Annotated in this window: 12 protein-coding genes; 7 read left to right on the plus strand and 5 right to left on the minus strand. The window is 45.9% G+C overall.

Annotation, left to right across the window (positions count from 1 at the left end; genetic code table 11):
* Positions 1-26: 26 nt before the first annotated feature.
* The gene (locus NC238_03170) at positions 27-545 is read left to right on the plus strand and encodes an HD domain-containing protein (GenBank protein MCM1564956.1); all 519 of its coding nucleotides are present in this window, start codon (positions 27-29) and stop codon (positions 543-545) included.
* 124 nt (positions 546-669) lie between these two features.
* Here NC238_03170 and NC238_03175 read toward each other — a convergent pair whose 3' ends face one another.
* From NC238_03175 to NC238_03185, 3 genes are all read right to left on the minus strand, one after another.
* A complete protein-coding gene (locus NC238_03175) occupies positions 670-813 on the minus strand; it encodes a hypothetical protein (GenBank protein ID MCM1564957.1) in 144 nt (47 codons plus the stop codon).
* A gap of 19 nt (positions 814-832) precedes the next feature.
* Complete coding sequence (locus NC238_03180; GenBank protein ID MCM1564958.1) at positions 833-1,027, minus strand: asparagine synthase; 195 nt, start codon at positions 1,025-1,027, stop codon at positions 833-835.
* 312 nt (positions 1,028-1,339) lie between these two features.
* Positions 1,340-1,663, minus strand: a complete 324-nt coding sequence (locus tag NC238_03185) for a nucleotide pyrophosphohydrolase (GenBank protein ID MCM1564959.1) — start codon at positions 1,661-1,663, stop codon at positions 1,340-1,342.
* A gap of 125 nt (positions 1,664-1,788) precedes the next feature.
* Between NC238_03185 and cdaA the strand changes: the two genes are divergently transcribed.
* The 5 genes from cdaA (at position 1,789) to glmS (ending at position 9,450) form a co-directional block, all read left to right on the plus strand.
* Positions 1,789-2,616, plus strand: coding sequence for a diadenylate cyclase CdaA (gene cdaA / locus NC238_03190; GenBank protein MCM1564960.1), 828 nt, complete (start codon positions 1,789-1,791; stop codon positions 2,614-2,616).
* Entirely contained in the window at positions 2,603-3,850 is a 1,248-nt protein-coding gene (locus tag NC238_03195) for a CdaR family protein (protein MCM1564961.1), read from the plus strand. The genes cdaA and NC238_03195 overlap by 14 nt, the downstream gene beginning before the upstream one ends.
* A gap of 11 nt (positions 3,851-3,861) precedes the next feature.
* Positions 3,862-5,469 carry a hypothetical protein gene (locus NC238_03200; GenBank protein ID MCM1564962.1) on the plus strand — a complete coding sequence of 536 codons (1,608 nt, stop codon included), beginning with the start codon at positions 3,862-3,864 and terminating at the stop codon, positions 5,467-5,469.
* Between the two features lie 84 nt (positions 5,470-5,553).
* A complete protein-coding gene (glmM, locus tag NC238_03205) occupies positions 5,554-6,900 on the plus strand; it encodes a phosphoglucosamine mutase (protein ID MCM1564963.1) in 1,347 nt (448 codons plus the stop codon).
* A gap of 720 nt (positions 6,901-7,620) precedes the next feature.
* Positions 7,621-9,450 carry a glutamine--fructose-6-phosphate transaminase (isomerizing) gene (gene glmS, locus NC238_03210; protein ID MCM1564964.1) on the plus strand — a complete coding sequence of 610 codons (1,830 nt, stop codon included), beginning with the start codon at positions 7,621-7,623 and terminating at the stop codon, positions 9,448-9,450.
* Between the two features lie 170 nt (positions 9,451-9,620).
* Here the strand turns inward: glmS and NC238_03215 are convergent, their stop codons facing one another.
* The gene (locus tag NC238_03215) at positions 9,621-10,610 is read right to left on the minus strand and encodes a sigma 54-interacting transcriptional regulator (protein ID MCM1564965.1); all 990 of its coding nucleotides are present in this window, start codon (positions 10,608-10,610) and stop codon (positions 9,621-9,623) included.
* A gap of 187 nt (positions 10,611-10,797) precedes the next feature.
* Here NC238_03215 and NC238_03220 point away from each other — a divergent pair, with 187 nt between their 5' ends.
* Positions 10,798-11,151, plus strand: a complete 354-nt coding sequence (locus NC238_03220) for a hypothetical protein (protein MCM1564966.1) — start codon at positions 10,798-10,800, stop codon at positions 11,149-11,151.
* Positions 11,152-11,410: 259 nt separating this feature from the next.
* On the opposite strand, the gene yedF is transcribed toward NC238_03220, so the two are convergent.
* The gene (gene yedF, locus NC238_03225) at positions 11,411-11,749 is read right to left on the minus strand and encodes a sulfurtransferase-like selenium metabolism protein YedF (GenBank protein ID MCM1564967.1); all 339 of its coding nucleotides are present in this window, start codon (positions 11,747-11,749) and stop codon (positions 11,411-11,413) included.
* Between the last annotated feature and the right edge of the window lie 23 nt (positions 11,750-11,772).

An 11,772-nucleotide genomic window follows, 5' to 3' on the forward strand; every position in this document is an offset into this window, starting at 1 on the left:
CATATACTGATGAAGGGGGGATTGGAATGAATGATCCCTGCGATTTGAACCATCAGATAAGGACACAGCGTCTGGCCCTCCAAATAGCGAGGAATTTAGGTATTGTCAAGGAGGAACAATTAAAGCCAATTAGTATTGCTTCACGACTTCACGATATTGGGAAAATAAGCATCCCCTCAGACATTCTCCTGAAACCCGGAAAATTAACTGATTCAGAATTTGCGGTGATCCGGATGCATCCCGAAATTGGTTGTGCGGCAATATCTAGGGTCAATTTCCCATGGCCGATCGCTGAAATCATTCTTGAGCACCATGAAAATATGGATGGCTCGGGGTATCCCCGCGGTTTAAAGGGGCAGGAAATACGATTTGAAGCCAAAATTATCAGAGTTGCGGATACAATCGATGCGATGGCAAGTGATAGAGCATACAGGGCAGCCCAGCCGAAGCAGGAAATCATTTCGGAGTTAAACCGCGGAAAAGGACTCATTTATTGCAAGGAAATCTGCGAAGCTGCGATAGCCTATCTGACAGCCGAATCATAATGAAATAATAAAAAAATTCAAAAATAATAATTAAAATGAAGAGAAAATAAGCCCAAAGAAATACCAGACAGCATGTATTATCTGGTTTTTTCTTTGGGCGAATCTTTTGCCGGGCAGCTGGTTCTTACTTGCTTTTTTTAAAAGCCAATAAGACCAGTTCTTCATTGTTTGCTTTGTATTGAGAATTCAGGGTTGATTCAGTTTGTTTGACCTGATTCAGCTGAGTCTGATCAAGTTGGGCAAAATCCATATGCATGACACTGTCCACGGCTTAAGACCTCCTTAAATTAAAAGCGGTGTTCATATAAGTCAATCCCGCCCAATATCATATGGGCTAGACCAAACCCGATGATTCCGGCACTGATTAAAGGATATACTTCCCTTTTGTTCATACCGTTTTTTTTCATATCTTTGACCCTTAAGGCAACACCGGCTGCTGTGACTGCAGTTCCTAATGCGCTGGGTATCAAGCCTTCCCGCATCGTCATTCCCTCCTAAATTAAAATTCTATCTTTAGCTTTAACCAATTTAGCAAATTTTATTAGCTGTCTTTAAATGAAATTTTTTGACAATTGATAAAATCTCTAACTTAGATAGAAAAATACCCCTGCGTCCAGGGGCATTAGATAAGTTTGCGCCAAGTCTAATTAAATATGTATCTCAGCCTACTTTAGCATAATAAAATATTGATGGTCAATAGATTTTGCCAAGTACTGGGTATGGTGAATAAAAAATATTTTACTAATTACAGAAAAAGGTATAAAATGGTACTTGTTGTAAATGCGCCCGGCTAGTCATTCCGGCTGTTTTCTGGTCCAGCGGTTGCTATCCCGGAGACGGTATTTTTCCATCATTCCTTCAAAGGATTTTTCAAGGTCTATCTGAAGCGAATTGGCCATACATATGATGATAAACAGAATGTCGGCCATTTCCAACGCAAGATCACCCTCCTGCTCGGACGGTTTCTTGGGTTTTTCTCCGTAACGATGATTAACCTCTCTGGCCAGCTCGCCAACTTCTTCGATCAGTCGGAGCATCATCGAAGAGGGCTGCCAGTAACCTTCTTCAAATTGGGAAATCCAATTATCGACTTCTTTTTGCCAATCTTTGATATCCATCGCCAACAGTACTCCCTTGCAGTTTATTGTAAGTTCAATTTTAAGGGAATTTTTCCTGTCGGGCAAGGAATTTAGGGATTAATGTAGAATCATGATCCATTGATCTATTTTTAAGGAGTGAGACAGTGACATATCTGCAGACGTTTGTACAAATGGTTCAATGGAAAGATTTCGTAGATATTGTCGTTGTCGCGATCATTATCTATCAATTGCTTATGTTGATTAAAGGAACAAGAGCCGTCCAATTAATCAAGGGTCTTTTTGTGTTTATGGTCATTTCTCTGATTGCGAGGCAGCTTGGTCTGACGACGCTGAACTGGATGGTGGAAAAAGTCTGGACCATGCTGGTTGTTGCGCTGCCTGTCGTTTTTCAGCCTGAGTTAAGAAGGACCCTGGAACAGATTGGTAGAGGTAAGTTTATTACCATGCACCCGGCGACAACCGGACCTGAGGAGTATAAGAAGCTGATCGAGGAAATTGTCAGGTGCAGTCAGGTTTTATCGCAAAGCCGTATTGGCGCTTTGATCGTCCTTGAAAAAACAACCGGGATTCAGGAATATGTTGAGACCGGTGTTAAAATTGATGGGGTTGTCTCTTCAGAGTTCCTGGTCAACCTATTTATTCCAAAGTCGCCGCTCCATGACGGCGCGGTGATTATCCGTGGGGACAGAGTTGCGGCTGCAGGTTGTTTTTTACCTTTGACCCAGGATAATGGACTGCAGAAGGATTTGGGGACCAGACACAGAGCTGCTTTAGGGCTTTCAGAAGTATCAGATGCGCTGGTTATCATCGTATCTGAAGAAACTGGTGTCGTTTCTACGGCAAAAAACAGCAGGCTCACCCGCTTCCTCGATGAAAAGAGCCTCCGCGATCTTTTAAAGAATGAGATCCTGGTCGAAAAAGCTTCCGGGCACAATCTGTTCCGAAGAGGTGACAACAATGCCAATACGTGATATTTTACGGCGAAACCTTGGATATAAAGTGATCTCTCTGGTCCTGGCGATTGTTTTCTGGGTATGGCTGACCAGCCAGAATAATTCCTCGATTTTTTCAAAGAATATTGATACCCGGCAGCTGGTGTTTTACAACCAGCCCTCCAATATTGGGATCATATCGCCGGTTCCGACGATTACGATCCGGATTGACAGTTCCTCCCAAGAAAGCAGTGTCAAAGACCTGGTTGCTTATGTCGACCTCAAAGACGCTGTAGCCGGGGAATCCACCTATGATGTTCAAATTAATGCACCGGAAGGTATAAAAGTTGTAGAAATCAGTCCGAAAACAGTGACATTAAAGCTGGATCGGCTTGAAGACAAGATTGTCAAAGTTCAGGCCAACGTTAAGGGTGAACCGGCTTCCGGCTATGAGGCAGGCGAACTGTTATTCACTCCTTCCGTGGTGAATGTACGGGGACCTGCATCGGTCCTGGCCAACCTTACAAGCGTCACCGTCGATGTAGAATTTACAGATCTCACAGAGAGCAAAAGTGTGGTTAGGCCGGTCTACTTTACTGATAACCAAAATGCAGGGATTTTTGACGCGAATCCGTACCCTACACTGCAGGCTTTTCCCGATACTGTTGAGGTAATCATGCCGGTATATGCAAAAGGGACGGCGAGTAAAACTGTGCCGCTCCGGGTGGCAACTAAAGGGACACCTGCGGATGGAATGGAAGTACGGCTCGTGACTCCGCTTCCGTCACAGGTTCAGCTCGTTGGTAAAGAGGAAGAACTTAAAGCGGTCGAATATTTAAATCTTGGGACTGTTGATATCAGCGGAATTACCAGCACCAAAACCATTAATGTTTCCCTGAATTCAATTGTTTTGCCTAAAGGAGTGTCTTTCAGTAAGGGAACCAAAATCAGCGTCATGGTTTATGTCGGTGCCAAAGCGGAGAATGAGATCCTGAAAGCGATACCGGTCGGGATTAAAAATATTCCCGACGGACTGACTGCTGATAACATTCAGCCGATCGATGTCACGGTCAGCGGATATCCGGATATTCTTAAAGCGCTGAAACAAGAGGATATTTCCTGTTGGATAGATGCTAAAGGCCTGAAAGAAGGGACATACTCCGACGTATTGGTACTGTGGGAAGTCCCATCTGGGGTGACAATGGTTAGCATACCCAAAGTGCAGCTTGTTCTGAAGGCAAGCACAGCAACTTCCGGAGATAATAAAGAATAGAGTTGGATAGATTGAATCTGATTTGGTCGGATCTAAAGCTGCCTGTGGACCAGGACGAGGGGGAACTGCCGTATATTCTGGCCCGCAGATTAAGAGTGTCACGCGAAAAGATCAATAACCTGCGGATACTACGGCGTTCTGTTGACGCACGCCAAAAGCCGGAGCTTTTTTTTGTTTATACCGTTGAGTTTTCTGCGCAGATTTCCGGTCCGGAATTAAGAAAAGCAATGGTCCATTATCCGCGGCTGAAAGAAAAAGTGTTTGTCCCGGAGCACCCGCTAAATGGCTACCCGGCGTCCAAACTTGCTTTCCGGCCGATTGTGGTGGGGACAGGACCTGCCGGATATTTTGCTGCGTTGGCCCTGGCCCGGAAAGGCTACAGGCCGCTGGTGTTGGAACGTGGAGACAAAGTTGAAGACAGAAGCGGAACAGTTGAACGCTTTTGGAATACAGGAACCCTCGATCCGGAGAGTAATGTCCAATTTGGGGAAGGCGGTGCCGGGACATTTTCCGATGGCAAGCTGACCACCCGGATTGATGACCGAAGAGTACGGGAAGTATTGGAAAGTTTTGTGGAATTCGGAGCCAGCCCCGAAATTCTGTATGCGGCCAAACCACATATCGGAACCGATATACTGAAGAAGGTCGTCGCGGCAATGCGGGCTAAAATTGAAGCTTTGGGCGGTGAGGTGCTCTTCCGGACCAAAGTGACCGGTTTGAAAACCGTCAACAATCAACTGGAGGCTGTGGAGATCGATGGCGCGGAGACGATCCCGGCTGAAACGGTGATTCTAGCAGTCGGACACAGTGCGCGGGACGTTTATCAGTTCCTGAAGGTTCTTGGCGTGCAGCTAGAAGCGAAGCCTTTGGCGGTCGGCCTGCGAATCGAGCACCGGCAGGAATATGTCAACCTGACTCAATATGGGGGCCCTTTCCACGCTTGGCTAGGTCCGGCAGACTATCAGCTGACCTATAAAGATATAAGCAGCGGCCGAGGCGCTTATACGTTTTGCATGTGCCCCGGCGGACAGGTGATTGCCTCTTCTTCCGAAGACGGAGGGATCGTCACCAATGGGATGAGTAACTTTTCCAGGGACACTGCCATTGCGAACAGTGCGGTTGTTGTGACAGTCAGTCCGAAGGACTTTGCTTCTAGCGACCCATTAGCAGGGATTGATTTTCAGAGAGAATGGGAGCAGAAGGCTTTTCTGGCCGGAGGAAGGAATTACTGGGTACCCGCTCAGTCGGTACAGGATTTTTTGCGGAATCGGCTGACTAAGGAATTTCCGCTTGTACCGACGTACCGGCCGGGATATACATCGGTGGATCTGCATACGATTTTGCCGGATGAAATCGGCAGCGTGCTCGAGAGAGCCTTGCTGGCCTTTGATCAGAAAATGAAAGGTTTTGCCGGTGCCGAAGCCACACTTTCTGGAATCGAATCCAGAACGAGTGCACCTGTCAGGATCCTGCGCAATGAATCAGGCCAGTCCGTAAACCTGAAAGGTCTGTTTCCGGCAGGAGAAGGAGCTGGGTACGCCGGCGGGATCACCAGTTCGGCGGTCGATGGACTCAGGGCTGCCGAAAAATTGATGGCGCAATATGCGCCCAAAGAGTAAGAAAAGTTGGAAAGTCCAAAAAAATAAACCAATTTACAGTATATATAACCTTAAGTTGACTGGAAATGAAAGGGGAGCTTGAATTTGGCCAGACTTTTTGGAACGGATGGAGTCAGAGGAAAAGCAAATACGGAGCTTACGCCGGAGCTTGCTTTCAAACTTGGAAAAGCAGGAGCCTACGTTTTGGGAAAAAGGCAGGAAAAAGCCAAAATTGTCATTGGCAAGGATACTCGGATATCAGGAGATATGTTGGAGGCAGCGCTGGCAGCAGGTATTTGTTCTATGGGAGTCGATGTACTGAAGGCTGGAGTCCTTCCAACGCCGGGCATCGCATTTTTGACGCGGACGTTGGAAGCAAGTGCCGGTGTTGTCATTTCGGCGTCGCATAACCCTTATGAGGACAACGGTATTAAATTTTTTGCCGGAAGCGGATTCAAACTTTCGGACGAGTTGGAAGATGAGATTGAAGATACACTGAAGAGGATTGATGAGCTGGAATTACCTTCAGGCGGCGACATTGGCAGCATTGTGGAAGTCGAGAATGCGTCGGAGAAATATGCCGCATTCCTGAAAAAAACCTCCGTATCCCTGAAAGGGCTTAAAATCATTCTGGATTGCGCCAATGGCGCGGCTTATGAAGTGGGCCCAAAAGTACTGGCCGATCTCGGTGCTGAGGTCATACCACTCTATAACCAGCCTGACGGGATCAATATTAATGTTCACTGTGGTTCGACGCATCCGGAAGCGCTCGCTAAAGAAGTCCTGCAGCATGGTGCGGATCTCGGGCTGGCCTGTGACGGAGACGCGGATCGGATCATTGCGGTTGATGAGAACGGCAATATTCTTGATGGCGATGCGATCATGGTGATCTGTGCGCGAGCCCTGAAAGACAAAGGGAAGCTGGCCCATGATTCGCTGGTTGTAACCGTGATGAGTAACATGGGGCTGCATAAAGCTCTCCGCAAAGCTGGCATCCGGATCCTTGAGACCAAGGTCGGGGACCGCTACGTCATGGAGAAACTGCTGGAATCTGGCGCAATCCTCGGTGGGGAACAGTCCGGCCACCTTATTTTTCTGGAACACAATACGACGGGTGACGGGCTGCTCTCTGGTCTGCAGCTGTTGTCCGTAATAAAAGAGAAAAAAGCCAAGCTGTCCGAGCTGGCCAAACAAATGAAACGATTCCCGCAGGTCCTGGTAAATACCAGCGTCGGTAATAAAGACAAGATTATGCAGAATGAGCAAGTGAATCTGAAGGTCAGAGAGGTTCAGGAAAGCCTAGGCGAGGACGGCAGGATCCTTGTTCGTCCGTCCGGTACGGAGTCTCTGATCCGGGTCATGCTGGAAGGACCGGACCAGCAGGAGCTAATCAGGCTGGCTGAAGAAGTCGTCAAGGTGGTCAGGATTGTCGATCAGAATGACCTTGGCTGAAAAGGGTTAGAACCCTTTGACGGAAAATGTAATAGAATAAAAATGTAATAGACCGGCACCAACCAAGTTTTCTTTCAGATAATCTTCAGATGATCTTGAGAAAATAAGTCTGTACCTATTTTCTCATATAGATTATAATAGGAAAGTCGGAAGCATTGCTGGTCTGTTACATTGATAGATAATTGACTGCTTATGAGGAGATGGTTGGGAAATAGGTCAGGGATTAAAAAATGAATAGTGGATGATTTTGACGGTTTACAGTATACAGTTTACACTGCGGATTTTTCCGCACAAAAAATGTAGCGCCAGAGCCCATTTGGGTTGACGAGGAAGAGGTTAATCGAAGTTTTCGGCGGGTGCCTCTCGGTGGCTTGTCATCGTTAGATTCGTTGCAAATCCGGAAAGCAATTTCCGGGACAAGAGCGGATCAAACAGGAAGAAGGTTTTTCTTTGCGGAATCCCTTTAGTTGTCCGTACTTTCCTACGCCCGATTGCGAAGCAGTTGGGAAAGAAGTCACGAACAGGATTAACAGGTCTTGACTTGTTTTGATTTGTCTTGCCTTGTTATATCTTCTCTCACTTTATGTTTGTATGTTAGAGATTTGTGGCCGTCCTTGACGGCTATTTTTTATGGCTGACGAAAATATAATGTTATAGACACGTCATGAATGAGACAACAACTAAAAAATTATTAAATTTGAAACGAGGAGAACAAAAAACATGTGTGGTATTGTAGGATATTTTGGAGAGAAATCGGCTGTTCCGATTTTGGTTGAAGGTCTAAGAAAGCTTGAATATAGGGGATATGATTCCTCGGGCATAGCGGTCATGGAAGAAGGCGGGATCCGGATCACCAAGAGTGTTGGGAAACTTGTCAATTTAGAGGAAAAGCTAAGCAACCGCACTTACAATGCAAAAATCGGAATCGGCCATACCCGGTGGGCGACGCACGGCAGACCGTCTGATGTGAATGCTCACCCTCATATGGACTGCCATGGAGACTTTGCCGTTGTACATAACGGAATTATTGAGAATTATCTTGAGCTTAGAGAATGGCTGACTGCGGAGGGACATCTTTTCCGTTCCGAAACGGATACGGAAGTGCTGGCTCATCTGGTCGAACATTTTTATAAAGGGGATCTCCAGGACGCAGTCAAAAAAATGCTGGTCAAGGTAGAAGGGTCCTATGCAGTCGTCGTTTTGAGCTATAAGAATCCCGATATTATGGTTGCAGCCCGCAAAGACAGTCCGTTGATCGTCGGTATTGGAGACGGAGAATATTTTGTCGCGAGCGATATCCCGGCTGTACTTAAATATACGAGAAAGACGTACATCATGGAAGACGGGGAAATGGTGACCGTCTCGGCCAAAGGTTTGAAGTTCTGCGATTTTACGACAGGCGAATGTATTGAAAAGAGTGTCTTTGAAGTCACTTGGGATGCTGTGGCAGCCGAAAAAGGCGGTTACGAGCACTTTATGCTAAAAGAGATTTTTGAACAGCCGAAGGCCCTGCGGGACACGCTGGCCGGAAGACTGAACCACGACCATGTTGTGCTGCAGGAAGTGGATCTTACCCCGAAAGAGGTTGCTTTATTCAATAAAGTAGCAATTGTTGCCTGCGGAACTGCGTATCATGCCGGACTGATCGGCAAAGGGCTAATTGAACACTGGGCCAAAATACCGGTCGAAGTCGATATCGCTTCGGAGTTCCGGTACAGAGCACCTTTGATTGATGATAAAACCCTGGTCGTTGTAATCAGCCAGTCGGGAGAAACGGCCGACACCCTGGCAGCTTTGCGCGAATCCAAAAAGAAGGGAGCCAGAGTTATCGCAATCACTAATGTCGTCGGCAGCTCCGTGGCTAGGGAAGCACACGATGTGATCCACACCTGGGCGGGACCGGAAATTGCCGTGGCCTCGACGAAAGCTTATACGACTCAGATCGAAGGAATGATCCTGCTTGCACTTTATCTTACGCAGGCCAAAGGAACCATGCCGAAGGAATGGATCACCGAAATTATTTCCGAACTTGGCAAAATTCCTGATAAAGCGGAGATTATTCTCAAAGAAGGAGCTGAACGCATTAAGACCCTAGCCAGGTACTTTGAAGAAGTGAGCAGCGCATTCTTCATCGGGCGCGGTCTGGACTGGGCAGTTGCGCAGGAAGGTTCTCTGAAACTTAAAGAAATCTCGTATATTCACGCTGAAGCCTATGCTTCAGGTGAGTTAAAGCATGGCACGCTCGCGCTGATTACAGAGGATACACCGATCATCGCGCTCGCAACCCAGAGAGACCTGTACGAGAAAACGGTCTCGAATGTGATCGAGGTTAAGGCCAGGGACGCCAAGGTCATTGGGTTTACGTTTGAAGGAAATACCGATTTATATAAGTCGGTTAATGAAATATTCTATATCCCGGAGACCGTCAATGAGCTTGCTCCGATCTTAACGGTGATTCCACTGCAGCTTCTGTCCTACTATGTTTCCGTCGCCAGAGGGAATGATGTCGATAAGCCCAGGAACCTGGCTAAATCAGTGACGGTTGAGTAATATGAAGGGTATTTGGCAATCCTACGGAAGATACTGAAAAAGCCAGCCAAATAAAGTTATTTAGCAAAAAAAAGTAGCCCCCTGAATGCGGGCTACTTTTTTGCTCTCAACCTATTGCCGTTTGCCAACGGAAGCTCTATAACTAGGGCGTTTGCGTGCCCTGGTATATTTTACTTAAGACCATACTCCTTGATTTTTCTGTACAATGTTGATTTTGATAAGCCCAGCTCCCTGGCCGCTTCATCTTTGTTTTTGTTTTTACACAAAGCATGCATAATGGCTTCTTTTTGTATATCCCTTAAAGGCAGCGGATCATTGCTTTGTGTTACACTCACGGTGGTTTGCCTGTGTTTGATTTCATTCGGAAGGTCTCCGATATTCAGTATGCCGTTTTTGGCTTTAAAGACCGCATACACCATCGCATTTTTTAACTGCCTGATGTTTCCGGGCCAGGTATATTCCACAAGCGCTTTATAGACCTCAAAACTTAATTTGGGTGGTTCACATTGTAGTTCTTTACTGATCTGATCCAAAAAATAATGCGCGAGCAGGAGAATATCCTTTCCTCTGTCCCGCAACGGGGGGATGTCAATCGCTAAAACGGATAAACGGAAATATAGATCGCTTCGAAATGTTTTTTCCTGTACCATTTGAAACAGGTTCTGGTTAGTTGCGGCGATAAGTCTGAAGTTTACCGTGGTGTACTTGCTGCTGTTAATCCTGACGACTCTTTTGTCCTCGAGGACACGTAATAATACAGGCTGGACTTCCAAAGGCATATCCCCGATTTCATCCAAAAACAAAGTTCCACCATTGGCAGCCTCTATTTTACCGGGCTGACCGTTTTTGTTGGCTCCGGTAAAAGCTCCTCCTTCATAGCCGAATAATTCACTTTCAATTAAATTTCTGGGTATAGAAGCACAATTAAGGGCGACAAAAGGTCCTTCAGGACAATAATCATGATGAATTGCCTGAGCAAATATCTCTTTTCCTGTCCCGCTTTCACCATTCAGCAGAACATTATATGTAGACTTGCTGATATTCCTGGCAAAATCAATGGTCTGTACGATAGGCCGGCTTTTCCCGACAATGGCCTCAAAAGTATGAATGGTGTCATGATTAAGTTGAGATTGTTTTTCAATTCTTTCTTGAGATAACATGAAAATTCCGGCTCCTTTTATTTTGTCGATTAGATGCTTAGGGTCAATATTATCATTATCTGAAAATTATGTCAATTCAAATTTTACCCAGATGTTATAATCATCTATCAATAAAATTTGCCTTGTAAGACACTTAAGTAATATAATTATCTGGAAAAAGCTGTTACTGGGTAAGGAGGTTATCCCATTGTCAACCTATCATGCAGCGGCATGGATGGTGCCTGCAGAAAGCGGCCTAAAAAAGAAACATGTCCAGAAGGTGCTCGCGCTTTTGCCGGAGGACTGCGAACTGGTCCCGTTTGAGATTCATGGTAATAACTCCTCGGCGTATGGTTTTGCGACCATTGAGGTTATTGACGAAGAGGAAAACGGTCTGGAGACGATCGTCGATCTGCTGGAACCGCTTGTCGAAGACTGGACGGAGGATTCTTCCGACTGCACATTAGACTTGCCGGGCGGAAAGCAGACCTATATCGGCTGTGACTACCGTACAGTAATGGTTAGCGGAGTAGATCCGCAACCGCACAGTCATCATAATTAAAATCGTTTAAGAGTAACAAGATACAGATATTTGATTGAACAAGGTCAAGATCGTTGGCTATGCTGCGAAACCAATTGCTGAGCGGCTAAAAAAAAAGGAGGAAATCTGAATTCCTCCTCCTGAAGGATATTTTGTTAAAAACTCTGAAGGACCACTGAAAAATGGTGAGTTGGAATGTGCTGCCAACTGGGTGAAGCAAGTAATATCGTAAGTCATTTTTGCTTAAAAAGTATATTCCTGCGGTATAACTGAACGGACGTTACCCAAGGGTAATTACTTTCTCAGCCTCGGCCATAATATCCATATTCAGATACATGTTGCCGATTTCACCTACCTTGACCTGATCCTTCAGGTTGTAGAAGTCCAGGCAGATGCCACAGGCATAAATGGTAACCCCTTTATCGACTAAAGTCTTTAAAATGTTCAGAACTGGGGCATCTGCTGTGACCAGCTTGACGCCCTCGTGCAGGAATAAAATATGAGAGGGCAAATGGTCTCCCTCGCTCAGACTGTAGAGATAGGAATACATTAATTTCTCTCCTAGGATTTCTTCACCTTTACCGAAACCTTTACTTGTAACCAACAATACGTAACCCATAAAAAATGCTCCTTTCAATCCCC

Source organism: Dehalobacter sp., assembly GCA_023667845.1.
In the GTDB taxonomy this organism is placed as follows: Bacteria; Bacillota; Desulfitobacteriia; order Desulfitobacteriales; family Syntrophobotulaceae; genus Dehalobacter.

Excerpts from the sequence above, each read along its gene's own strand:
- NC238_03170 (MCM1564956.1), top strand. The coding sequence starts at position 27 with ATGAATGATCCCTGCGATTTGAACCATCAGATAAGGACACAGCGTCTG.
- NC238_03180 (MCM1564958.1), bottom strand. The coding sequence starts at position 1,027 with ATGCGGGAAGGCTTGATACCCAGCGCATTAGGAACTGCAGTCACAGCA.
- NC238_03185 (MCM1564959.1), bottom strand. The coding sequence starts at position 1,663 with ATGGATATCAAAGATTGGCAAAAAGAAGTCGATAATTGGATTTCCCAA.
- NC238_03195 (MCM1564961.1), top strand. The coding sequence starts at position 2,603 with ATGCCAATACGTGATATTTTACGGCGAAACCTTGGATATAAAGTGATC.
- glmS (MCM1564964.1), top strand. The coding sequence starts at position 7,621 with ATGTGTGGTATTGTAGGATATTTTGGAGAGAAATCGGCTGTTCCGATT.
- NC238_03215 (MCM1564965.1), bottom strand. The coding sequence starts at position 10,610 with ATGTTATCTCAAGAAAGAATTGAAAAACAATCTCAACTTAATCATGAC.
- yedF (MCM1564967.1), bottom strand. The coding sequence starts at position 11,749 with ATGGGTTACGTATTGTTGGTTACAAGTAAAGGTTTCGGTAAAGGTGAA.